Here is a 24,175-nt window from a genome sequence, read left to right as displayed (position 1 = left end):
CCTCAGTCGTCAACGAGACGGTGACAACCGCCTGACCTGTCAAGGTTCAATCGTTGGCTGTATCCCCTGAGCGGCCGGCAGCGCCCTCATCCTCCTCACGGAGGGTGAGGGCGATTTTTGACGCTTCCTACGTGTGGGAGCCGCTCGCCACGATCCCCTGGTTGAGTGGCGAGCGGCTCCTCGCGACGATCTTCCCCGCGTCGCGCGGGCTGACGCTTCTAGGCCCTCCCGAAGAGTCATCCTTCCTGTTGATCGTGACCCTCTCCCTGGCCATCGACAATGGCCCGATGTGACTAGGTCGTTGCAACGGGAGGCGTCTGCCCAACGCGAACGGTCCGGCCTCGGAGATGCGGTCACACGGTGGCTCGCGCCGATCGGGCCTGCAAGCCCCATTGCCGACCGCTCGGCCTGGCGGTGGCCCGTAACTCCCTCTTGGCAGCCAATGCCGCCAGAGCGCTCTACGCACGCGTGGACGGGGGCTCAGCCCTCGGTTCCAGTTCGCTGGTCGGGGTGCGGGTTGAGCGCCATGAGCACGTTGAGAAGGCTTCGGCCCGGTTCCAGGCTCGAATACTGCGGGTCCGACAGACCTTGCGCAATGCGCTCGGCTACGACGGCGAGCTTGATGTTGGAGCGACTGGAGTAGGTGCGAAGCAACTCAAAGGCAGCCTCGTCATTGATGCCGAAACTGAGCATGAGGGCGCCCTTGGCCTGCTCGATGACCGCTCGATGTTCCAGTGCGCCGGCGACAGCGGCAGCTGCCGTCTCGCGCAGCATGTCGGTGATGTCGACGACGAAACCGTAGAGGCGCGTCACCTGTCCTTCGTCCGCTTCGGCGTGGCCCACGTACCGGAGCCTGTGCAGGTGGCCGTGGGGGTCGCGCATGTCATAGACGCAGGTGTATGGACCTGGCGTGACGAGGTGCGCCTTGAATGCTGGACCATCTCGTCCCGGTGCTCCTCGACCATGAGGTCAAGGAGGGTCGTCGTCGTAGGCTGATCATCGGGGGACAGCCCATGAAGTTCCCGCAGGCCACTTGACCACCGCCAGCACCCGGACGGCACGTCGTATTCGAAGGCCAGAGTTGGCTCATCAACTCGAGGAAGGCTCATGAGGAGACCTCCTACCGACAGGCGCCCTCGAGGAGTTCGCGGTGTAAGGGGTGGCCGCTCCTTGACCGAACACCAGAATGCCACATGGCCTCAACAAACGACCTGATCCTCAGCAAGGGGGCTTGGAGGGTCGCACATCCCCTCGGTGCGCAGCCGAACTTTGCTGCCGCGCGAGACCGGTAAGGGTCAAGCGGCGATGCCCTCTTTGGTTCATTTGGTATGGCCCGCTCTGGCTATAGCGCTCGCGAGAACGGGCTGGAACCCTTGACGGGTGGCCAGCGGAGATTTGCGCTGCGAAGGGTGCCGCCACCCTTATGAAGGCCAGGTGGGCTGGGACTTCGCGATGGGCAGTGGTCATGAGGTTCGTGTCATGTGTCCCGACTGTCAGGGCGACGCTGGGGCCGCCGCTACGGAGCCGTCAGTGAATGCGGACTAGACGCAACATCCCCTCCCACGACCCTTTCGAGGGGGTCGCCAGGTTGCCGGTGCGGAGCGGTTCGTCTGCGACGTCACCCACTCTTCGGTTCGTACGACTACTGACGGAGGCGACACGTCGACTGCGGTGCCTGCTCGAGTCGGTGGCATTCCACAAGGACACCCACGGCTGTCCCTATGACTCGGTTCGTGGCCAGACGCATCTCGAGACTGTCTGATCGATCAGCGGAAGAGGCCGCGTGGATCCGAGGGAGGCGACGTCAGCAAGAAACGTCCCCGATCCCCAGGACCTTCGTCGAAGGCACCCACGTGGCGTTAGTACGCCGTCAGCACTCTCGAGGGCCAGTCGTGTGCCTCCCCTGAAGGACAAACCGCACGCACGGGCGTCCGTTGCTTCATTCCTGCGGTAGCAGGCCGTCCGTCGTCGCGTTCGTGTTGTGGCAGCACAACCCCCACCCGACGGTCAGACCGGCCTGAGCACGAGCATCTTCCCGCGTACCTCACCGGCCCCAAGCAGCGCACCCATCTTGCTCGACTGTTCCTCAGCCGTCTTCCACCGGGGATCGTCCCTGTGATGGCACTCGAGTTCCGCCTGGACGGTCGCCATGACGTCTTCCCAGTTGGCTGGGAACGCCGCGAAGTGGTCGGTCCAGCCACTGCTCAGCACCCGCAGCGATGCTTCCGCGAGCAGCCTCTCCAAGGCCTCAACGGTCGGGAATGCGTTGCCCTCAGGCGGTTCCAATCGAAGGTCTCCGGAGTGAGCAGCGCAGTAGACAATCATGCCGAAGCGCGCCTCCGGCCGCAGCACCCGCCGGATCTCGGCTAGGTACGCTGGTTGGTCGTCCACAGTGCACAGCACTCCGAGGCTCCACCCGGCTCCGATGGCCCCTGTCGCAATCGGCAGCTGGCTCCCCGCTTGCAGCGCGGCCAGCCCGAACAGGGAGCGTGCGGCTTTACACGCCCCGCGCTCCGGGTCGGTCAACAGGGGGCGTACGCCGGTCTCTCGTGCCGCGAATGCGGCAGGTCCGCCGATGCCACCGCCGCAGTCCAGGAACGTCTCCTGGGCTTGCGGCTGTAGGTGGTCGAGCAACCAGTGCAGCGCCCCAGGGCTACCGCTGCCTCGGCATCCCGCCGGAATCCGATCGGGTAGGGCCAGGCCAGCGACGACCTCCGCAGTCCAGGCCGCGACCGTGTCGAACTCGGCGTCCATCGCGTCGAAGGAGTCGCTCACCGGCGTACACCTCGCGCCGCTCGGATTCGGTGGCCGATCTCGGCCTGGATCTCGGCGGCGGCTTGCACGCCCCTGGCCGACGCGAGCCCGGACAAGTTCACCCCCGCCACGCCGGACAAGCCCAGCAGCTCGACTGCCTCGTCCACCGCCGCCGCGATACCGGCCGCGACCGGGTCGTCGGCCGTCAGCACGGTCTCCAGGCGCTCCGGTGCGATCTCCAGACCCGGCAGCGCAGCCAGCGCCTTCGCTGAACGCTCGTCGGTGAACACCACGACCGAGGCGATCACGGGAATCTGCAGCCCGGCCGCTCGGGCCGTGTCCAGGAACTCGACCAGCATGGCCGCGCTTGGCACGTGGTTCAGCACGCCCACTCCAGCCTGGCCGACCTGCTGCTTGTGCACCAACCTCCTTGGCCGCAAGGCCACCGGGCGCGCGGTTGGAGTCTCCACCACCGCCACGGACAGCCCTAAGCGCGCGGCCAGCGCGGCCAGCCGGGTACCGTCGAGATCGAAAGCCTGGCTCACCTCGGGGCGCACGTCGTAAGCCCGGCCGTCGCCGGTGACGCACAGCACTGTTGCAAGCTGGTCAAGTGCAAGGGCGTGCAGCTCCTGCTCGAGGCTGACCCGGTTGCGATCCCGGCAGGCCAGCGTCACCCACGGAACAGCGTCAGCGTCGGCAATCAGCCGGGCAAGCGTGCTCGGCGGAAAGTCAACGCGGTCCTGGTGGTCGCCTACCAAGACAGCGTCACAGCTCGGCGCCAGCAGGCGGGCCGTGGAGCGCAGAGTCGCAGCGTCGGCCGGCGGCACGCTCAGATCCGTCAAGACGAGCGGTGGTTGCCACCGGGCAGACGGCGTCATGAGCCGATCGACGGCCAGTGCCTCGCCATCGCCGAGAAGGCGATCCGGAAGGTCAGCTAACCTGTCGAAGACACACGGATGCGGGATCATCTCGCATTCACCGTCGACGCGAACTCCACCGCATGGGCCGTACACCATCCGCTTGGGACAACCAGGGACCCGTTGCTGAGACAACAACTGCACATCTCAAGACTGTCAGGCCGCTAGCGACCGCGCGAACCAGACAACCGCTGGGGCGTTGCGCGCGGTTACAGGGCCCCTCGTTGCCCTGGAGGCGCGTGAAATAGTCGCCATGCGACTGGCTCTCAACGCCATCAGTGGCGCAGTGCCAGCCTGCACGACCGCTTGGTCTGCCGGCCACCGCCGCGACTCGACCATCCCGGGCGATGGGCGTGAAGCCGGACTTTCCCGCTCGTCGCTCGGTTCCTTTACGACTGACCCACGGTCCTGAACGAGTGTGCAAATTGACGGCGGTATGAACACGTGCATCGTGAGCCGGAAGGCGTACACCTTCGCCTGGTCCACTTGGAGTAGACCGCATCACGGGCCAAACGACTCAAAGTAGCCATGGGCGGCGGCGACCGCCGCCGTTGATACTGGACACATGCAGACGCTCAGGTTCACTCCGCACACGCGAGTGTGCGATCGCGTAGGCGCCTGCGCCGGTCTCGTTGAGGTCGTTGAGGATGCCCACGACCGTTGCCTTCAGGCGGAGCATTGCCGGATCTATCAGGTGCGATCGCTTGTGACAGGCGCGATATGCTGGGCCTACATCACAGAACTCACGGTCGAACACGCGGCGTAGTCACAGCGGGCGCCGCGATGCCCGAACTACGAGTCGGCGGAGAGGCGCGGATGAATCCAGCGGTTAAAAACGCCGACACCTCGCAGATCAGTGCAAGAGAAGGTTGAGTCCGACGGTCAGCACGATCGAGAGAATCACTGACACGAGGATCATCGTGAGGCACCCGGCTGCGCCCCCGAGGGGCTGGACGTTGACTCTTCCTATACGCATGGGGGGTTTCTACCCTGCCCTGCCTGCTTTGACACCCTTCGCGGGTGTCTCCCCGGGCTGGCTGTCGGCACCGCTGTAGCCGTACGCAAAGGGCGGCGGGCGCCCGATCAGGGGAGCTTGACTCCCGGCGTCAGCGGCGTCGGATGCGTCTCATCGAAGTCCTGCCGCACAGGAGCGTCGCAGCCTCGGCTGCCGACTCGACAGGACGTCCTCCTCTTCTTGCGCGCTGGGTCAATGGCTGACTGTGAAACTCTGCGAGGCCCGTCCGCTTCGAGCCAGGGGAAGGACCGCTTGGGGCGGTGCAGGGCGGCGACCGGTCATGCGAAAGCGAGAATCGCCGTTGCCTGTGTGTCCGTTGGTGCATGTCGACAAAACGGATGGGTATGGCGCGGATGGCTGGGGGAGTCGAACAGCGGGCTCCCTCAGTCACCTGCAGGCGGCTCCAGGCTTCCTGTCTCGAGGACCTGCGCGGCGAGCACGGACAGCTTGATGTTCTGATCCTGGCTCGCCTTGGACAGCAGGTCCCAGGCCTGCTCGAGGCTGACGCGACGGCTGTTCATCAGGATCCCCAGCGCCACTCCGATGCGGCGACTGGTGTGCAGGGCCCGTTCCAGGTGCTTGGCCCTGTCGTCATGGTGCGCGACGCGCAAGGTGCCCGCTGCGGTAGAGGCGAAGATCGACAGCAACGTCTCGTGCTCCTCTGTGAACGCGTCGACGCGGGCGGCGTAGACGTTGACCGCGCTCACGACGTCCTCACTCACGGGGCGCACGGCGGCGACCATGCTGTGCATTCCGAGCTCGCTGGATGTCTTGTGTCCGAAGGTGGGCCAGCGTGTGTCAGTGGCCAGGTCGTTGATGCGGACTCCGTCAGCGATCTGCGCGGCGTCGAGGCAGGGTCCCTCACCGCTCGTGTACTGGATGCCGTCGACCTGGTTCGGCAGGTCGCTGGTGCTCGCGACAGGGGCGAACTTGCCTCGATTCACGGTGGTGATGGACGCGTGATCCCCCTCGACTACCTTCATGGCGAGCTCGCACAGTGCAGCGAGAGCCTGCTTGTGGTCGTCCTGCATGTGGGCGAGGCGCGCTACTTCGGCGAAATCGTCCAGCATCTGCCAGGTCTCGTCCAACTCCCGGGGCATTAGGGCTCCCTCTCTGCCCCAAAGCGGGCGGGTGGCCGACCGCGCATGGTCGCTGCCGCGATTCAACTCGGTCTATGCCGAGATGTCACCTTGTCCGTGAACGGAGATAGGTCAGACAGCGGCCGGGCATGGCCAGACCACGTCCACCTTGGCGGGTAGAGGTGCCTTCGGCGGGACGGCCGGCGCCTGGAGGTATGGAGGGGTCTCCTGCACGGATAGGTGACACCTGAGCTGCGGTGGTCTGAGCGGGACGTTGGGTCGTCCGTTGCGTCGGGGAAGTGATCAGCTGACGTGGATGCTGGGGCGCTGCGTCGGGTCCGGCTCGACCTTGCGGATGATCTCGCGCACGACGGGTGGGGTGTCCCCGCGGCCCAGGAGCAGGTAGCGCAGCAGGTGGGCGACCGGGGACCCTTCGGCCCACTCGAAATGGCAGTGCGGGTGCAGTCCGGTCGCGTCCCGCAAGGCAAGAAGGACTGCGGCGATGGCGTTGGGTGCGGCGGGGCTGGCCACCCGCAGGATGCGGTACCCGCCCACCTGTACCCCATGCACTCGGAGGACGTCCGCGAAGTCGGAGGGGTCGTCGATGTCGACCTCGAGGAACAGCACGTCGGACCGTCCTGGAACCGGATTCATCGATCGCTGTTCGGCCTCCTTGGCGACGTACTCGGCCTCGTCGCCGGCTTGGCGCTTGTTCGCGATGATGTTCAGGAGCCCGTCATGGGCGACGGACTCCTCGATGATGCGCCGGGCATCCTCGTCGAACTCGATGTGTTCGACGCGCAGCTCGGTGGTGCGGCTGATGCGGGAGATCAGCGAGACCACGACGATGCCGAGGATGAACAGCCCGGAGATGGCGATACCGTCCGGCTTCTCGCGGATGTTTTCCACCAAGGCATACAGCAGGATCAGGGTCAGGACGGCGAACCCTGCCGCGGCGGCTCTTTGCCGGTGCCGGTACGCGGAGATGGTGACCGCGACCGCGCCCGAGACCATCATCGCCAGGATCCCCGTGGCGTACGCGCCGGCCTGGGCGTTGACGTCGGCGCCGAAGGCGAACGTGATGACGATGCAGATCACGGTGTAGACCAGCACGACCGGCCGCACCGCGCGGGCCCACTCCGGTGCCATGCCGTACGCGGGTAGGTACCGGGGCACGATGTTGATCAGGCCGGCCATCGCCGAGGCACCCGCAAACCACAGGATGAGGATGGTGCTGATGTCGTAGACGGTGCCGAACCCGTCGCCGAACATCTCGTGGGCCAGGTACGCCAGGGCGCGACCATTGGCTGCCCCTCCGGCCTTGAACTCCTTCGTCGGGATGAGGACGGTGGTGACGAAGCTGGTGGACAGCAGGTACACGCTCATGATCAGCGCCGCACCGGCCAGGAGCTTGCGGGTGTTGCGGATCCGGGAGGCCAGCTTCTCGGCAGCGCTTTCACCCTCTGCGGCGACCAGCGGCATCATCGACACCCCGGTCTCGAACCCGGACAGGCCCAGGACCAGGAGCGGGAAGGCGATGACTGCCGGCCCGATGGCACCACTCACGCCACCGCTATCGGACAGGGCGGACGTCCACGCGGACAGGGCGCCGTCGGTAGTGAAGACCTCGACCAGGCCCTTGACCACGACGACCGCGTTCAGAGCCAGGAACACCGCCACCAGCGGGATGGCCACGCTGACGGCCTCGCTGAATCCGAGCAGGAACACCCCGCCGAGCACGAGCAGCAGGAACACCGTGATGGCCACCGCGTGCCCGTGCAGACCGGACGGAAAGAACGGGGACTCCAGCACGTGCACCGACGCGTCCGCCGCGGACAAAGTGATGGTGATGATCCAGGATGTGGCCACGAAGCCGAGCAGCACCAGGACGAAGACCTTGCCGCGCCAAAAAGGCAGCAGGTCCTCCAGCATCGCGACCGACCCCTGCCCGTGCGGGCTCTCCCTGGCGACCCGCGAGTACATCGGCAGCATCCCCAGCAGGGTCAGCAGGACGATGAGAAGCGTCGCCAACGGCGACAACGCCCCCGCGGCCAAGGCTGCGATACCTGGCAGGTACGCCAACGTGGAGAAGTAGTCGACCCCGGTCAGGGTCATCACCTTCCACCACGCGTGCGGCGTCGTGTGCTCCTCGCCGGACTCGGGACCGACGGGCTGCACCCGGTGCTCGAGCAACCACTTTGCGCCGGGCTTGGTGGGATCGACGCGCTTGGCAGGGCTGGCTACTCGGGCGGGCATGACCAGCGGGTCAGAAGCGTTCACGGTGTCTCTCAACTCTGAATGTGGGGCGAGGCCACCTTACGGTCGGCGGGCCGGGACGCTGCCAGCCGCCACCGGCCCCACCTACGGGACGCAAGACCACCGCTACGGTCGCGGCAGGAGGCGAGCGGTGGAGCGAACAGAACACGGCGTCCGAACGTGTTGTCGCTCCGCGTACGGGCGACGTAGGCCAACTGGCACGACCTGTCCTGACCCCGTTCCGGGTTCGTGCTGCCCCTGTCCAGCGGCACTCCCGACCGTGCACGAGCGCCTGTGCGGCCTTGTCCGCGCTCCCGTGGGACCTGCTTACGGTTGGACCTCCCGGTCCCAGTGCCGCAGGGCGCCACACGTCTTGATGAACTTCACCGCCGAGGACTTCGTGAGCTTGACGCACCCGGCGTCAATCGAGTCGGCTACACCGGCGGCTGCGAGCAAGGGCTGTGCCTTGGTGGTGTAGCCGATGAACTTGTGGTGAGCGAAGGCATCCGCGACGAAGTCCTTCGCGGTGCTGCGGCCGGCCAGCCACTTGGCTCCGGCGGTCGAAGGAAGCAGTGCCACGGCGTCATACAGCACCGACGGGCCGCCATCGATCATCTGGTCCGCCAGCAGCGTGGAGCCGTCGCTGAGCACGACGCCCCCCACGACCGGGGCGATCGTCTCGAGGACGGCGCCGGCCTGCGTGACCGCCTCGCGCAGGGCCTGCAGGACGGCCGCGTCGGTGCCGTCGGTGACCATGACGCCCAGCTTGCGACCGGCGAAGCTCTTCGGCCCCTTCTTGAGGATGCTGAGCGCGTCCGACGGGGCCAGGTCGGTGCGGGGCTCCACTGCCGCGATCGCAGGCTCGGGCAGTGGCATCCCGAGTCCGGCAGCCACAGCATTCGCCAGGTCCTCGTGGACGTTGAGCAGATGAGCAAGGATGCGCGACCGCACCTCCGGGAGCTCGCATTTGCTGAGCTCGAATGTGTAGGCCTTGACGATGTGGTCCTGCTCGACCGGGGTCTGGCTCACGTAGAACTGGCGCGCCTGGCTGTAGTGGTCGGCGAAGGTCGCCGAACGAACCCTGCCCTTCTCACCGTCAAGGGACTGTGCGTAGGACCGGAACCCGGCTTGCGCATCAGCGCGGGGACCGCGTTGCGGTCCGGCAAAGCCGTTGGGTTCGTAGTTGACCTGCCCCATAGGCACGTTCGTCTGCATCTGTCCGTCACGCTGGAAGTGCGCGACCGGACAGCGAGGAGCGTTGACTGGTAGCTGCGTGAAGTTGGGTGTGCCGAGGCGCGACAGCTGGGTGTCAAGGTAGGAGAAGTTGCGGCCCTGGAGGAGCGGGTCGTCCGAGAAGTCGATCCCTGGCGGGACGTTGCCGGTATGGAAGGCAACCTGCTCCGTCTCGGCGAAGTCGTTGTCGACTACCCGGTCCAGGGTCAGGCGGCCGACGACCCGCAGCGGGACGAGCTCCTCGGGGATGAGCTTGGTCGCGTCCAGCACGTCGAAGTCGAACTCGTCTGCGAAGGTTTCGTCGAACACTTGGACGGCCAGGTCCCATTGCGGTAGGTCGCCGGCAGTGATGGCGTCCCAGAGGTCTCGACGGTGGAAGTCGGGGTCGGCGCCGTTGATCTTGACTGCCTCGTTCCACAGCACCGACTGAAGGCCCTGCAGGGGCCGCCAATGGAACTTGACGAAGGTCGACTTGCCATCGGCGTTGACGAAGCGGAACGTGTGGACGCCGAAGCCCTCCATGAAGCGGAAAGACCTGGGAATGGCGCGGTCGGACATCTGCCACAACGTCATGTGAATCGACTCGGGCGTGAAGGACACAAAGTCCCAGAATGTGTCGTGCGCGGACTGCGCCTGCGGGAAACCGCGGTCCGGATCCTCCTTGACGGCGTGGACCAGGTCGGGAAACTTGATGGCGTCCTGGATGAAGAAGACCGGGATGTTGTTGCCGACGAGGTCCCAGTTGCCCTCGGTCGTGTACAGCTTTACCGCGAACCCGCGCACGTCACGCGCGAGGTCGAAGGACCCCTTTGCGCCGGCGACCGTGGAGAACCGCACGAAGGCCTCAGTCGTGGCGCCGGGTGTGGCGAAGATCGCCGCTCGAGTGATGTCAGACAGGTCGGCAGTGGTCTCGAAGGTACCGTGCGCCCCATAACCGCGAGCATGAACGACGCGCTCAGGGATCCGCTCATGATCGAAGTGGAAGATCTTCTCCCGCATGGCGAAGTCCTCCAACAGGGTGGGACCCCGCTGGCCCGCCCGGAGGCTGTTCTGGTTGTCAGACAGCGGGGTGCCGTGCGCCGTCGTAAGGACGTCGCCATCATCCACGGACTGGTGCAGCTCACCCCCCGAACCGGTCACCGCAGTCCGCTGCTCGCGTGGCTGCCCAGCTGCACCGTCCGCGGTGGCCGCCTGCGTCTTGGTCGCCCCTTCGGCACCCTGCTTCGTGCTCTTCTTCGCCATGTCAGAAGAGTGCCCAGCGCGAGCCGTCCGCAAACGTAGTCAGGACTCGAGGTCAAGCCGTGAAATACCGAGACCAGGCATCGCACGAGACCACAAGTTCGGTCGTCCTGCCCAGACCGGGGCTGACCAAGGCGTTCGCCCAGCCCCGAGCCCCAGCGCGGCACGCGGACTCGAACCTGTTGAATCCTTCCCTGTCATCGGTCATATGGATGACGAAGGTGTCGCCGGTGAACCGCCCGTAGTGATCACGCAGACTCCTTCCGCGGGGTCGGGAGCAAGATGACCGGCAGCGCGGCTCCTCTCCCGATCCACCTCGGGTCGAGGATGCCCGCGTTTCGCACACGCAGTCGCTTTCGCAGAGCTGCTCCCAAGTTTGAGTAAGTTCTGCCCATGGAGGGTAGGCGAAGCACTCGGTTCACGAGTCCGAAGGGGGACGGGGACGCTCCGTGCCGCGGACGAGCCGGGAAGCGCGGCGTGGGTGCTACTGCGGGAGGACGACCAGCCCCATGACACCGACGACGTAGAACCCCAGCACGGCGATGCTGTCGATGCCGAGACGGGCGTGCTGCTTCCCGGGACGAAAGATCAGGCCGGCCATGTAGATGACTGTCAGAAGTGCAGCCAGGCCGGTGAGGTAGATGTCGGCAGCGTGGGCGTTGGGCAGGACGGCCTTGCCCGAGACCAGGACCGCCAGCAAGAAGAGCACCGGCAGGAAAGCGTTGCCACCGAAGATGTCACCAAACGCGAGCTTGTAGTCACCCTGCCTGGTCGCATTCAAGCCCGTACTGAGCTCCGGCAGCGACGTCGCAGCCGCCAGCACAGTCGCACCGAAAAGCACCCCGGACAGGCCCACCTGGTCGGCCGCCGCCGCGCCACTCTCCTCGGCGACGGCCCCGGCAACCAGGGTCGCCACCGCTGCGGCACCGAAGATGAGGACGACGCGGGTGGTGCTGACGCCCTTTCGGGTCGCCTCGGCTGAGCGGGTCGTCTTTGAGTGGCCACGGGGCTTCGGCTGGCTGTCGGGGGCTTCACCGCTGTTGGACCACGGCAGCGTCCCCCCGGCTCGTTGGGTCAGCATGAGCCCCGCGACCCAGACCAGCGCGATGAGCACGACGTCGGGCGTCAGCCGGGCGACAACGAGGCCCTTGGGCAGCTGGGTGCCCATCACCACGACGACGAGCACTGCAAGGACGATCGCGCCCTCGATGACCAGGGTGAGGCTCGCGGCCTGGTACGTCAGCGGCCGTCGTTCTCGAACACCGAAGGCGTCCAGCACGACGAGGACCACCGTCTGGATCGCGATACCGCCGAGGATGTTGCTCACGGCCACGTCCAGCTTCCCGCTGGCCGCTGCGCTGTAGGTGATGGCGATCTCAGGCAGGTTGGTGGCAACAGCAAGGAGGATGAGACCACCGAGCGCCTGACCGAGGTGGAGCCGGTCGGCCAAGATGTCCGTGTAGTTGGACAGCGGGATGCCCGCGACCCAGATCACGGCTGCGCTGGCCACGAAGAGCAAGAGCTCCGCCCACAAGGGTAGGTGTGGCAACACGTTCAGGACCTCCGGATGGTGGCGGATGCCGCGGGGGCGACCGGGGGAGCCACGATCAGGGCCTGGGGAGCGGCAGACTTCATCCGGGTTACCAGCCACGCCAGCTGGCGCGAGACGTCCTTGCGTGCGGCCTGTTCGATGGACAGGAGCTCCTGGTCACGAAGTCCTTGCGCCCCTTGTCCGATGACCGTCCAGGTGCTGTCGACGAGGGTGGCAAGCATGTGGAGGTCCTGCAGGTCGCGGAGCAGGCCGACGGCTCCGCTGCGAGCCTCGCCGACCCCCGAAGCGTGCAGGTGTTGTGGTTCTTCGACGTCGGAGGCTTCGCCGTACCTGGCCACAACTGGTTGCAGCTTCGCCACGTGGCTCCGGCTCATCTGGGCCAGGGCCTGGCAGGTGAACAGCACGTCCGGATGGTTCGCATGTCCTTGGCCGATGGTGTCGAAGGAGTCGGCCAAGGTGGCTTCGCTGGCGTGGATGAGTGCGACGTAGGTCGCGAGGTGGGTGCTCATGACCGATCCTCGTTCAACGTGCCGGCGTCCCCTTCAGGTGCAGGGGTGCCGCTTCCAGGACGGGGGGCCTGGGCAGGGTCATTGGGATAGACGGGTATGGAGTCGAGCACGACGCTGGATGTGGGCGTCCCTCCCCGGGTCGGTGGCAGGTCGGTCTCCGCGGGTGCGGAGGCGGCCGTGGTGGGGGCAGGGGAGGGACCACTCGGCAGGCGGCCGTCTTGAAGTACGGCTGCTTGGACACGGGGTCCCACACGGTCATGGTCAGCTCGTTGGCCTGCCGTGAAGGGCTGTCGACCTCGGCGTCGGTGAGGTCCCAGGTGCCGTAGTGGAAGGGCGCGAACACCGCTCCCTTCATGACGCGGCCCACGCGTGCCTGAACCTCGATGGCGCCTCGGGGTGACTCGACGCGCACGACGTCGCCCTCGGTGACACCGAGACCGGCCGCATCCTCGGCGCTGAGCTCGACCCAGGCATCGGGTGCGGCCTCGTTGAGCCTGCGCGCCCTACCGGAACTGGTAGACGGTCCGACCTGTGGTGAACAGCAACGGGTATTCGTCGCTCGGGACCTCGTGGGCGGGGGTCCACTCGCACCCCTTGAGGAAGGCCCTGCCGGCTGGGGCAAGGGCACGGTGCTCGGTCTCAGTGACGGCACCTCCCGTGAGCAGGTCGTGTCCGTAGGTCTCGCACTCGTCCGTCTGGGTGGGGAAGACAGCGTCGGTGTAGAGACGGTCGGTGCCGTCGGGTGCAGTCCGCGCGTTCACCGGCCAGGGGATGCCGGTGGGGCCCCGGAGCTTCTCATAGCTCAGTCCGGTGTAGTCGACCGGGCGTCCTGCCGTCGCCTCCTTCCAGGCCTCGAATGCCTCCTCGGGGGTACGAAACGACGGCAACGGTCGACCTGAGCGGTCAGTGAAGCCCATCAGCTCCGCATACATCGTGAAGATCTCGAGGTCGCTCTTCGCCTGCTCCGGCGGTTCGACAGCCTTCTCCGACAGGTGCACGGTGCGGTTGACGTTGGTGAAGGTCCCCGTCTTCTCACCCCAGCCCGCGGCCGGGAGCACCACGTCGGCCATCTGCGCGGTCTCGGTCAGGAAGAGGTCCTGCACCACGACGAAGCACTGTTCACCGCCGAGGATCTTGCGCATCCGGGCCGACTCGGGCATGGACACCGCGGGGTTGGTCGCCGACACCCACAGCATGCCGATGGTGCCTTCCTCGGCGTGGCCGAAGATCTCCATAGCGTTCGTTGGAGGAGCCCAGTGAGGTATGACGGACGCATCGACGTCCCACAGGGCGGCGAGTTCCTGCACGTGGGAAGCGTTGTCCCAGTTGCGGAAGCCCGGTAGGTCGCCATCGGCCCCGCACTCGCGGTTGTTCTGGGCCGTGGGCTGGCCATTCATCTGCAGCACACCGGACCCCACCTTGCCGATCAGCCCGCGTAGAAGGTGCAGGTTGTTGACCGCGACCGACGCCGCTGTCGCCTGGTGAGACTGGTAGAAGCCCTGAAGGACCGTGGACAGCACGCGGTCGCTCTCACCGAAGATTCGCGCCCGACGGTGTGCGCCTGCACCCACTCGTGGTCGACCCAGTCGTTGACGAACAGCTCACGGGTCAACGCGTTCATCAGCGCCAGGTTGGTGCCCACCTTCGCCGCGAGGTGGACGCCACCGGTGCGGATGGCCTCGTCGGCGACCAGCGTGCGACGCGGGTCGATGCAGACGATGGTCGGCGGGTTCGGGCCACGCGTGCGGTCCAGGATGCGCGTCCACAGGACCGTCTGCGTCTCGGCCATGTTGTGGCCGAACAGGAAGATGGCGTCACAGTGCTCTATGTCCGTGTACGAGCCAGGTTGTCCGTCGGCGCCGAAGCTCTCCTTGAACGACGCCGCAGCCGTAGCCGTGCACAGCCGCGTGTTGCCGTCCATGTGCGGTGTCCCCAGACACGCCTTGCCGATGACGGCCAGCGCGTAGTACTCCTCGATGAACAGCTGCCCCGAGGTGTAGAAGCCGAGTGACAGAGGTCCCTTCTCTTCGAGCAGGCGCTTGCTCACCTCGACGACCTCGCCCATTGCGGTCGCCCAATCGGTCTCCACCAGGACCCCGTCCCGACGCACCATCGGTCGGGTCAGGCGATCTGGGGACGATGCCCACGGCGTGCTGCCGTACAAGCCCTTTGGCCCCAGACGCCCATGGTTGACGACATCGCCGCCACGCCCCCGCACCCCGACCATGCGGCCGTCCTTGACGGCGATGTCACACCCGCACCCGTTGCTGCACAGCACGCACGCCGACTGGACCCAACGGTCCACGGAGTCCGGGATGATGCCTTCCTCGAGGTGAGTATCGACTCGAGCGGGCCACGCCGTTCCGCGCGCGTGCGGGGTCAGCGGGCCCCAGATGTCCGCAATCCGATCGATCGAGTCGGTCATCGTCCGCTCCTTGTCGTCGTCGTCACCCGCCCCGTGCCTGGTGGGCAAATGCACTCCCGGAAGGCCTGAATCCAGCCTGCCCAATTATGTGCGCGGGCGCAACAGATGCGATTGCGCATGCTAATTTGTGCGGCAGGGAGTCAGTGGCGCCGGAGGCGGTATGCGCCGCCACTCGTTCCATGCTCGACGTAGGCCTCCGCGGCTGGGTGGGAGGCTACTGCGGCGGTCACGGCAGACAGGCTCCGCTCCAACGAACCGCGAAATGACGTCTCGCACCAGGCGATCGATCCCATGCGAGGCGCTGGGTGAGCGGTGGTCATGACGCGAGCACAGGAGGCTGCTGACAGGTTCGTGCTTAGGAACAACGACTGCGAAGATGCAATTACCCTGCAGAAGTCATGACCGAATGAGTCCTAAAGCGCAACGATTGGTTGAACGCAACGGCTGTCATACTCGTGTCATGAGTGATTCGGTGGCAAGTGTCAACGACCCAGACCGGCAGGCCGACGCGGTCATGCGTGCGGCGCGGGTGCTGGTAGGGGTGATCGCACGGTCCGTGGCCGAGGTGGAGGACGTCGTGTCGTTGCCGCAGCTGCGCGTCCTGGTCCTCGTCGCCAGTCGCGGAAGGCTGAACCTCGGGCAGGTCGCTGAGGCTCTGGGTGTCCACCCGTCCAACGCGACTCGCACGGTGGAACGGTTGGTGGTCGCAGGGCTCCTTGAGCGCACCGAGGACCCCGCGGATCGTCGTTACCTCGCGTTAGAGCTCTCCAAGGGCGGACATGACGTGGTTGAGCGCGTGATGGCCTATCGCCGCGAGTCGATTCTGGCGGTGATGGGGAACATGAGCCTCACGAGCCGTCGTGCTCTGGCCCGGACACTGGAATCGTTCGCGAAGGCCGCGGGGGAGCCGTCCGAGGGTGAGGATGCCTATGTTCTGGGGCTGCCGACCTGAGCCGTCGCCAGGTGGGTTGGGTCCGCGTGGCGGGAGCTCCAGACCGACGTCCCGCATGGCCGGACCGTTCACGACACAGATGTTGCCGTTGATCAGTCGACCGCGGCAGCCTCCAGCCGAGGCCCGGGTGGCACTGCGAGCCCTCGGGCGTCCAGAGCGCTCACCCGGACTGCCTGGGTCTCCTCGAGGGTGAGGCCGCGCGCATTCGCGAGCACCTCGCGCAGCGCGCCCTGATGTTCGTGCCGGTGCCGCCTTCGTAGCGCGGCTTCACGCGACAGGTCTGTGTCCGCCATCACGAGCACTGGCTCCGGGTCTGGCGGTGCGGGGAGGTCCAGCCAGGGCTGCCGCGTCCGCGTTGTGGCGCAGACGGGGGGCCGGGGCCCTCGCGTTGTCTTCGGTGGGACTCGAGACACCGGCGGAGCGCTCCCTCCCAGCGTTGCGAGGCGGCGCATCACGAGACCGGGACGTGATGCAAAGTAAGTGAAGTGACGCGACTTCTCACCGGTGGTCCGGGGGAGCCGGGCGGAGGCGAGGCCTGAGGAGGATCATGAATCCACGACCCCCAGAAAGGTTTGGAAATGATGACCGAAGACCGCCCACCGTTCCCGCCCTTCGATGAGAACAGCGCCCGACAGAAGGTGCAGGCTGCCGAGGATGCGTGGAACTCCTGCGACCCTCAACGCGTCAGCCTCGCATACACGCCGGACTCCATCTGGCGAAACCGTGATGTCTTCGTCACCGGACGTGAGCAGATCGTCGAATTCCTCACCGCCAAGTGGGAACGCGAGCTTGAGTACGCGCTGCGCAAGAGCCTGTGGAGCGTCAACAACAACCGGATCGCCGTGCGTTTCCAGTACGAGTGTCACGACACGTCGGGACAGTGGTTCCGCAGCTACGGCAACGAGCTGTGGGAGTTCGATGACCGCGGTCTCATGCGCCGTCGGGAGGCATCCATCAATGATGTTGCCATCGAGGAGCACGAGCGCCGCTTTCAGGGACCCCGCCACGACGGGGAGCGCACCCCCGAATGGGAAATCCCCCTTCAGTAGGGCGCCACGCAAGGATTGCCGCGGCACTCGGCCCCATGAGCGAGAGCTGGTCCTTGAGGGGCCTCGCGCGACCAAGTACCTTCCCATCAACGGAACTTGTCGCCGCCGCCCCGGGTGACAACGAGCGCAACAATGTGGCCAACAGCTCCAGCGGCGATGCGACACGCACCTGGATCATGACTGTCGGCTGGGGGGCTCAGACGCCGGTGACGTAAGTGGTGGGGAACGGACGCCGCGCGAGTCGAGGTTGCCTCGGGCTCGGTCGTAGTGCTCTTTGGTCCTTGTCGGCGTGCCGGGCGAGAATGTGCGCGTCGCGTAGCGGTACGCCGGCATGCAGTGCGTTGGTGAAGGCGGTGTGCCGCAGCGAATGAGGGCTGATGTGACGCGAGATTCCAGCAGCCTCTTGCGATTCCGCGACACCCTCGCCGACCTCGCGGCAGTAGGACGTGGCACGCGACCGCGGTCCGCGAGCGACGTGGAGCGGCATCAGCTGCCCGCGCCCTGGCCAGGCCGGCACGCAGTCCGCCCGGGAGTCTGCTTGGGTGGAGGGCATGTTCTTCCCGGGTTTCGATGAGTGGGACCAGGAGCTGCGCACGGGGATCCGCGTGCACGGGCGGTCGGGTGGCTATGGCCCACCGGTGCTGCTCTTGCACGGGCATCCCCGCGCTCACACGACGTGGTACCGCGTCGCGCCTCTTCTGGTCGAACAAGGCTTCACGGTGGTGTGCCCTGACCTGCGTGGCTACGGCCGCTCGGGGAAACCGACTCCCGATCCCGCCCACACGACGTACAGCGACCGATCGATGGCCAGTGACGTGGTGGCGCTGATGCAGCAACTCGGACACGACGAGTTCGCGATGGTCGGACATGACCGGGGCCAAGGAGCGGCCTATCGCTGTGCCCTGGACCATCCCGAGCTCGTCCGTGGCCTGGTGGTGCTGGACGGGGTGCCTATGGCAGAAGCGGTCGAGCGGACCGACGCCAGGTTCGCTACCGAATGGTGGCATTGGTTCTTCTTCGCCGGCTCACCTCACGCCGAACGAGTCATCACGGCCGATCCATTCGCTTGGTACGGATTGGACGACGACAAACGGGCCGCGATGGGAGCGGAGAACTTCGCCTATGTCGCAGCCGCGCTACAGGATCCCCACACGGTGCGTGGAATGCTTGAGGATTACAGAGCTGGTCTGTCGGTGGACAATGCCAACGACCTTGCCGACCGCGAACGCGGACATAAAATCACATGCCCCACCTTGGTTGCCTGGTCCATCCATGACGACATGGAGGATCTGTACGGCGACCCGTCTGCGATCTGGAGAGGCTGGGTCGATGCCCCGATACACACGGCACGGATCGACAGCGGGCATCACATGGCGGAGGAGAACCCGGAGCAGCTCGCGACAGTCCTCAGTGCCTTCTTGACTTCCACCACCAGCCCGACGCGCGACCGAGATTGACCGCCCACTCACCCGGACTGCCCTGGTAACCATGCACGGGACCCGCTCTGCTCGCGGCAGTTTGACGCGCGGTTCAGCCGTGGACGAGCGACACGAGTTGAGCGGTGAGCGCTACCCCGCCAATCACGCGCCGAAACGGACTCGCGCCCCGAACGACTTCGTCGAGTCCCCACACGAGAAGGGCCCCGTGCCCTATGCCGTCCACTGTCGTCGCGTGCGCGGGGGACAGGTCGAACCTCCTTAGCCCCAAGGTAATCAGCCAAACGCACAACGCCGCGTTCGGCGGCTGCCACAGGGTCAACCGCCCGTCCGAGGAGCGGAACCACCAAGAGGGTGAGGTCAGGCGTGCGGACACGGTCTCGATCGTCGCAGGGGAAGTCACCTCGCCAACGTACCCAGACTCCCCGCGTTCGGGTCCGTTGGCGACACTGGTCTGCGACGCAAGGCGGTGGCGACAAACCCTCATCGCAGGGGGGTTCGGGTACTTGACGCTCATGCGAGTAACAAGCATGCGTCAAATCGGCGACCCGCTACCCGCAACACTCGAATGCCAGAGCGGGTCGGTGATATCCGGTTCACGGAGTGGACGCGCGAAGGGCGGCTGCAACATCCCGTGTGGCGCGGGCTGCGGCCCCGGGAAAAGGCCGGACCAGGTCGTGCGAGCATCCGGACAACTCAGCAGCGGTTTGGCAGGCCTGGCCGCCAGGGCGAGCTGGGCCACGCAAGGCACTTGGTCGGCCAGCGAGCCGGTTCGGCGACGTGTCGAGCGGATGCCCCTCAGGACCGGCCAAGACCGCCAGGGCTCCGTCCCTCGAGCGAAGGTTTGAGACCGCTGCGATCCTGTTGACATGCTGCCCACACAGTCGGGTAGGCAACTGCATCTACACCTTGGTGATGCACCTGGCCCACCCTTGTTCGAAACCGCCGCCGCCTTGTGATTGATGAGGACACCTTGCGGGTATGGATGAGGCAACGCGGTGGTAGACCGTCTGAGTGGAAGGGGTCTCGATGACCGACATGGATATGGCGTTCTTGGACTTCGAGCGTGAGTGGTGGCGCCACGCTGGCGCGAAGGACGATGACGTTGCTCAGCGCTGGGGAATTAAAGCGGCTGAGTACGACCGCCGTCTGTTCGCGATCGCCGCGAGCCCCGAGGCGCTGTTTTACGACGCGACCACAGTGCGACGCGTTCGCAGACGCCTCGTTCGTCCGGACCTTCGGGGAGTTTGTTAGTCACCACACCCGAAAGGCTTGGGCGAGCTGCAGAAATGTAGGGATGTCCTGTCGTATCCGTGGGGAGAGTCACTCCCGATCAGAGTCAGGTGGTGAGAGATGCCATGTCTGTGAGCCAATCCGCGAGTCTCGAGCGCAGGCAACCCTGACTCAGACGTGACTGCATGATTGGTTTGTCGGCGCCGGGGCATCGGGGGTTCTTCGAACACGTCAATGGTCGCGGCGTGCCTCCCGTAGCAGACGGTGCGCGAGCAGATCAGCCTACCCACCCAGCGTCCCGCCGATGGTTACTCACTTCACTCGTCGGGGAGCGGTCGGCTATGAGTACCACGCGCTCGTTTGAGTCCTGCGTGGAGGGTCCGGCATGTGCTAAACCTCATGGTGAGGGACTGTGTTCGGGTTGCGACACGAGGAAGTGATCCGCAATGAGCGAGGGATGGGCACTGGGGATCGGCTGGATGATCTTCCTAGCGATGCTCGCTGCGCTGGCGATCACCGTTTTGCGGAGACGCTCATGACATGGGGACGACCGGTCGCAGTAGCCATCGCCGTGCTGGCGCTGAGCGGATGCATTACTCCGGCTCTGGACTCCGGGGCATTCGAGCAGAACGCCAAGAGCGCGCTGGAGTCGGCCGCGAGCGAGACTTCGACCGCGCAGATCGCACTGGACGTGTTCGCGTCCGGCAACTCGACGAACGCCTACGCCGACACCGTTGTCACCGACAGCGAAAATGCGATGGGCGGCATCCAGACCAGCTTCGGCGTGGTCGACCCGCCATCACCAACTCAGGACCATTTGCGCGATCAGGTTCTTACTCTGCTCGGTGACGCGGAGGACGCCCTGTCCCACGCCCGTATCGCCATCCGTCGGAGCGACCCCTCCAACCTGACCGAGGCCCGCAAAGAGCTCGAAAAGGCGGGTGCCGACCTGGAGTCCGCGAGGGCTGACCTCAAATGAACGGGGAGGCGCTGCCATGAAGAAAATCTTCGCGGTCGCGCTGGGGATTCTGACGGCCATCGGCGGGTTCGTGGACATCGGCGACCTGATCACCAACGCGTTGGTCGGATCAAGGTTCGGGCTGTCGCTCGTCTGGGTGGTTGTCGTCGGCGTGGTGGGGATTTGTGTCTTCGCGGAGATGAGTGGTCGCGTCGCCGCCGTCAGCGGACGTGGGACGTTCGACCTGATCCGTGAGCGCTTGGGACCGCGGGTCGGGCTGACCAACTTGGTCGCTTCGATGTTGGTGACGTTCCTGACTCTCGCCGCTGAGATCGGTGGCGTCGCGTTGGCTCTGGAACTGGCCACCAGCGTCAACCGCTTCTTGTGGATGCCCGTTGCTGGTGCCGCTGTGTGGCTGGTCCTGTGGTGGGTCAAGTTTGCCGTGCTGGAAAATGCGTTCGGTCTGGCCGGGCTGTCCCTGATCGTCTTCGCCGTGGCGGTGTGGAAGCTAGGTCCGGACTGGGGCTCACTTGCCGAGCACGCGCTCAACCCGGTCGTTCCGCCCAACGAGTCCCACACGGTGTACTTCTACTACGCCATCGCCCTGTTCGGCGCCGCCATGACCCCGTACGAAGTCTTCTTCTTCAGCTCCGGCGGAGTTGAGGAGAAATGGACCCCAAAGGACCTGGGCACTATGCGTGCCAACGTCTTTATCGGATTCCCACTTGGCGGACTCCTCTCGCTGGCCATCGCCGCCTGCACCTCGTTGGTGTTCCTGCCCCATGGCATCACCGTTGACACTCTCGGTCAGACCGGCTTGCCAGTCGTCGTGGCAGTCGGGAAGGTGGGGCTCGCGTTCGTGCTGCTCGGATTCTTCGCAGCCACCTTCGGAGCCGCGTGTGAGACCGGCCTGTCAGTTGGCTACAGCATCGCGCAGTATCTGGGCTGGCAGTGGGGCAAGTTCGTGGAACCTTTACGCGCCGCGCGGTTCCACACCGTCCTGCTCCTGTCATGCATCGGCGGTGTGGCGTTGCTGCTGACGACGGTGGACCCCGTCATGCTCACCGAGTACTCCGTCGTGTTCAGCGCCATTGCGTTGCCACTGACCTATTTCCCGATCTTGGTCGTGGCCAACGACCGGACTTACATGGGTGACCACGTCAACGGACGGCTGGCAAACCTCCTCGGAACGCTATACATGCTGCTGGTCATCGTGGCCTCGGTGGCCGCCATCCCCTTGATGGTCATGACGAAAGCTGGCCAGTGATGAGCAAGACCAAGAACGGCAACCTGGATCTGGTCCTTCGCGTGATGGACCACCAGCTCGTCGGTCCAAGTGGCGCCCTCCTCGGCAACGTCGACAACCTCGTCCTGCGCGAAGACGACCAAGCCCTCACGGTCGTCGGCCTTCTCGCCGGACCCGGCGGGTTCGGCCCGCGCCAGCCCGGTCTGTTCGGTGAATGGATCGTGGCAGTGTGGAAGAGGTTGAGCACCGACGAGGACCCCAGACCGCTGATGGTGCCGATGTCTCACGTGCGTGACATCGGGTCGGCGATCACGGTCAGTGACTACGCTGAGCGCGCTCTGCAGCAGACCAGTGGGCTTGAGCAGTGGCTTCGACGTCACGTCATCTCAGCCCTACCCGGAGCCAAGGGTGGTGGAGATGACCGACTGACCGGGACCATCTCGGCCTCAGCTGCGGGCCACCATGAACTCACCCGTCCGCCCAATACGCAACTGCTCAGCGACCTGCTCGGGGGTTCGGTAGTCGACGGTTCGGGCCGATCGTTGGGTACCGTCATCGAACTTCGGGCGCGCCCCCTCGAGCAGACGGGTCTGGAAGTTGGGCGGCTCCAGGTGATGAGCTTGGTGTTCGGGCCGCACCGCCTCGGCGGCGAGCTCGGTTACACGACCGTGAAGGATCAAGGGCCGTGGCTGCTGGCACGGGCCTTCCGGTGGTGGCACCGTCGAGACCGTGAGGCGCAGTGGAACGACATAGCCACGGTGAGGTGGGACCAACGCCTCGTGACGCTGGCACCGGTCGAGGGGTTACCTCACCCATTCGCCATCAGCGACCCGGGCAACTAGCGGGGCCGTTTGCTGGTGCATCCAGTTGTTCCCACACGCAAGGCCCGCCTTGACCTCACGAGTCATGCCGGCTGTGCGCGTGGCTCAGATGATGCGGCTCTTGACCAAGAGGCGTGCTAGCTCAACCTCGTGGATGCCCGCCCTGTGTGCGGCGTCGCTCAGCCGTTGAGCCGCAGCCTCGGAAGGCACGTGATGAACGGCCATGAGCATCCCGATGGCTTGGTCGGTCACGTACCCGTCCAACAGCTTTTGAGGCGTCTCCTTCGCTCGGCGAACGCCTGTCAATGACAGATCGGCGTTGGTCACCGCCCCCTGAGCCCAGCCGCCCCACTCCGCAGCGAGTTGTTCGTGCAGCCCGTCGAAGGCGGCCGGAGTTCTTCCATAGAAGTTGACTCCACCGGTCACCCTTCCGTCCGCGAACAGCGGGATGGATAGCGTGCTCTCCACACCGGCAGAATTCTCCGCCCGCGAGAACAGCCGCCACGTTTCCTCATCGAGCGGATCGTTGCTCGCAGCCGCCACGATGTCCCCGGTGTCCATCGCCTGAAGGCAAGGTCCGTCGTCGAGGTACTGCAGCGCGTCGAGGGCAGCGACGTCCAAGCTGCTCGCAGCCCACGTGAAGGCGTGGCCCTCCTTCACATAGGACAACGTCATGCCCATGCAGTCGGGGGCAATGAGCGCCACCCTGTTGGCCGTCGCGGTGAATCGAGCAGTGAGATCGTCAGCCCGGAAACGGGACATCTCGGTCAATGCGAAACGGGTCTCGCGGATCGGCTCCATACCTCTTCCAGTCCTTCGGGGAAGTCGACTTCGACCAGACTTACCCGACAAAGGGCCCAAGCGCAACGCAGTCCACAAAGACGCGAAGGTGGTACGTGCCCGCGACCCCGACGAGCAGTCCGGCCCCACCCCAGCCACCAGTGACACGAAAGGGTGCGGCCGCCCAAGTCAGCAGGAATTCGTTTCAGGGGCGAGCATGTCCGACGTTGACAGGGCGGCACCGCCGAGGGACTGTGGTCGCTCTCGTCGCACTGGGGATCGCATCCGGCGCCCGCTATCTTGCGGGGCACTTGGTGACCGTGCGCAAAACCGGCCCTCGGGATGTGGCGTACGAAACGATGGCATGGGTCCACTGGTGATACGGCCCAATCTGGGGGCGGAGTGAACAATGCCCGCGCCTGAACGGGACGAGGAACCCGCCCAATTGTCTGACCGCAAGTTGGACGAGCTTCTGCAGTACCTGCGTGTCACGCAGACAAGTCTGCAGATCGTCCTCGGGTTCCTGATGGCCTCGGTCGGCACGCCTGGCGTGGCTCCTGAGCACTCCCTATCGGCCCTGCCGCCGAGGTGACCGAGGACGACGCCCGCCACCGAGGAGGCGGCCCGGTGAAGCAGGACGCGCGCGTCATCGACGAAATGCATTCAGGGGCCATCAGAGGGCTTGGGCGAAGCCGCACGGGGTATGCAGCGGGTGCGGGGC

At 65.8% G+C, this 24,175-nt stretch carries 22 protein-coding genes; 10 read left to right on the top strand and 12 right to left on the bottom strand.

What is annotated here, in order from left to right:
• Positions 1-131: 131 nt before the first annotated feature.
• On the top strand, positions 132-293 hold the full coding sequence (locus ASC58_RS03820) for a hypothetical protein (RefSeq protein WP_157598341.1): 162 nt from the start codon (positions 132-134) through the stop codon (positions 291-293).
• Between the two features lie 187 nt (positions 294-480).
• Here ASC58_RS03820 and ASC58_RS03815 read toward each other — a convergent pair whose 3' ends face one another.
• The 11 genes from ASC58_RS03815 to ASC58_RS21895 all read right to left on the bottom strand — a co-directional run bounded on the left by ASC58_RS03815 (position 481) and on the right by ASC58_RS21895 (position 14,979).
• Positions 481-843, bottom strand: coding sequence for an ANTAR domain-containing protein (locus ASC58_RS03815; protein ID WP_162246812.1), 363 nt, complete (start codon positions 841-843; stop codon positions 481-483).
• Positions 844-2,007: 1,164 nt separating this feature from the next.
• A complete protein-coding gene (locus ASC58_RS03810) occupies positions 2,008-2,775 on the bottom strand; it encodes a class I SAM-dependent methyltransferase (protein ID WP_056918378.1) in 768 nt (255 codons plus the stop codon).
• Complete coding sequence (locus ASC58_RS03805; protein WP_200947715.1) at positions 2,772-3,815, bottom strand: methylenetetrahydrofolate reductase C-terminal domain-containing protein; 1,044 nt, start codon at positions 3,813-3,815, stop codon at positions 2,772-2,774. Before ASC58_RS03805 ends, ASC58_RS03810 begins: the two co-directional genes overlap by 4 nt.
• A 1,254-nt stretch (positions 3,816-5,069) precedes the next feature.
• Positions 5,070-5,786 (bottom strand): GAF and ANTAR domain-containing protein, encoded by a 717-nt coding sequence (locus ASC58_RS03800; RefSeq protein WP_056918377.1) that lies wholly within the window; start codon positions 5,784-5,786, stop codon positions 5,070-5,072.
• A 282-nt stretch (positions 5,787-6,068) separates the two neighbouring features.
• On the bottom strand, positions 6,069-8,021 hold the full coding sequence (locus tag ASC58_RS03795) for an amino acid transporter (RefSeq protein ID WP_200947728.1): 1,953 nt from the start codon (positions 8,019-8,021) through the stop codon (positions 6,069-6,071).
• Between the two features lie 327 nt (positions 8,022-8,348).
• Positions 8,349-10,496 (bottom strand): catalase, encoded by a 2,148-nt coding sequence (locus ASC58_RS03790; RefSeq protein ID WP_082552888.1) that lies wholly within the window; start codon positions 10,494-10,496, stop codon positions 8,349-8,351.
• Positions 10,497-10,977: 481 nt separating this feature from the next.
• Entirely contained in the window at positions 10,978-12,003 is a 1,026-nt protein-coding gene (locus ASC58_RS03785) for a sodium:calcium antiporter (protein WP_235529075.1), read from the bottom strand.
• 44 nt (positions 12,004-12,047) lie between these two features.
• Entirely contained in the window at positions 12,048-12,554 is a 507-nt protein-coding gene (locus ASC58_RS03780) for a hypothetical protein (protein ID WP_056918375.1), read from the bottom strand.
• A gap of 13 nt (positions 12,555-12,567) precedes the next feature.
• A complete protein-coding gene (locus tag ASC58_RS21905; RefSeq protein ID WP_369796197.1) occupies positions 12,568-13,176 on the bottom strand; it encodes a molybdopterin dinucleotide binding domain-containing protein in 609 nt (202 codons plus the stop codon).
• Positions 13,058-14,074 (bottom strand): molybdopterin-dependent oxidoreductase, encoded by a 1,017-nt coding sequence (locus ASC58_RS21900; protein WP_369796195.1) that lies wholly within the window; start codon positions 14,072-14,074, stop codon positions 13,058-13,060. The genes ASC58_RS21905 and ASC58_RS21900 overlap by 119 nt, the downstream gene beginning before the upstream one ends.
• Positions 13,981-14,979: a molybdopterin-dependent oxidoreductase gene (locus ASC58_RS21895; RefSeq protein WP_369796194.1), complete on the bottom strand. Its 999-nt coding sequence runs from the start codon at positions 14,977-14,979 to the stop codon at positions 13,981-13,983. The genes ASC58_RS21900 and ASC58_RS21895 overlap by 94 nt, the downstream gene beginning before the upstream one ends.
• A 460-nt stretch (positions 14,980-15,439) precedes the next feature.
• On the opposite strand from ASC58_RS21895, the gene ASC58_RS03770 reads away from it, so the two are divergent.
• From ASC58_RS03770 to ASC58_RS03730, 8 genes are all read left to right on the top strand, one after another.
• Complete coding sequence (locus tag ASC58_RS03770; RefSeq protein WP_056918374.1) at positions 15,440-15,931, top strand: MarR family winged helix-turn-helix transcriptional regulator; 492 nt, start codon at positions 15,440-15,442, stop codon at positions 15,929-15,931.
• A 581-nt stretch (positions 15,932-16,512) separates the two neighbouring features.
• The gene (locus tag ASC58_RS03760; protein WP_056918477.1) at positions 16,513-16,980 is read left to right on the top strand and encodes a nuclear transport factor 2 family protein; all 468 of its coding nucleotides are present in this window, start codon (positions 16,513-16,515) and stop codon (positions 16,978-16,980) included.
• Positions 16,981-17,531: 551 nt separating this feature from the next.
• The gene (locus ASC58_RS03755) at positions 17,532-18,437 is read left to right on the top strand and encodes an alpha/beta fold hydrolase (protein WP_056918476.1); all 906 of its coding nucleotides are present in this window, start codon (positions 17,532-17,534) and stop codon (positions 18,435-18,437) included.
• A 448-nt stretch (positions 18,438-18,885) separates the two neighbouring features.
• Positions 18,886-19,284 (top strand): hypothetical protein, encoded by a 399-nt coding sequence (locus tag ASC58_RS21890; RefSeq protein ID WP_369796193.1) that lies wholly within the window; start codon positions 18,886-18,888, stop codon positions 19,282-19,284.
• A gap of 161 nt (positions 19,285-19,445) precedes the next feature.
• Positions 19,446-19,670, top strand: coding sequence for a DUF3263 domain-containing protein (locus tag ASC58_RS03745; RefSeq protein ID WP_056918475.1), 225 nt, complete (start codon positions 19,446-19,448; stop codon positions 19,668-19,670).
• A gap of 436 nt (positions 19,671-20,106) precedes the next feature.
• On the top strand, positions 20,107-20,628 hold the full coding sequence (locus ASC58_RS03740; protein WP_157598340.1) for a hypothetical protein: 522 nt from the start codon (positions 20,107-20,109) through the stop codon (positions 20,626-20,628).
• Positions 20,629-20,644: 16 nt separating this feature from the next.
• Positions 20,645-21,874 carry an Nramp family divalent metal transporter gene (locus ASC58_RS03735; protein WP_056918370.1) on the top strand — a complete coding sequence of 410 codons (1,230 nt, stop codon included), beginning with the start codon at positions 20,645-20,647 and terminating at the stop codon, positions 21,872-21,874.
• Positions 21,874-22,695 (top strand): hypothetical protein, encoded by an 822-nt coding sequence (locus tag ASC58_RS03730; RefSeq protein WP_157598339.1) that lies wholly within the window; start codon positions 21,874-21,876, stop codon positions 22,693-22,695. The genes ASC58_RS03735 and ASC58_RS03730 overlap by 1 nt, the downstream gene beginning before the upstream one ends.
• An 84-nt stretch (positions 22,696-22,779) precedes the next feature.
• Here ASC58_RS03730 and ASC58_RS03725 read toward each other — a convergent pair whose 3' ends face one another.
• Positions 22,780-23,475: a GAF and ANTAR domain-containing protein gene (locus ASC58_RS03725; RefSeq protein ID WP_056918368.1), complete on the bottom strand. Its 696-nt coding sequence runs from the start codon at positions 23,473-23,475 to the stop codon at positions 22,780-22,782.
• 388 nt (positions 23,476-23,863) lie between these two features.
• Between ASC58_RS03725 and ASC58_RS21885 the strand changes: the two genes are divergently transcribed.
• On the top strand, positions 23,864-24,046 hold the full coding sequence (locus ASC58_RS21885; protein WP_056918367.1) for a DUF6328 family protein: 183 nt from the start codon (positions 23,864-23,866) through the stop codon (positions 24,044-24,046).
• The last annotated feature ends 129 nt before the right edge of the window (positions 24,047-24,175 follow it).

Origin of the sequence: Phycicoccus sp. Root101 (assembly GCF_001426245.1) — a bacterium.
In the GTDB taxonomy this organism is placed as follows: Bacteria; Actinomycetota; Actinomycetes; order Actinomycetales; family Dermatophilaceae; genus Pedococcus.
This window is presented reverse-complemented; position numbering and strand designations above follow the sequence as displayed.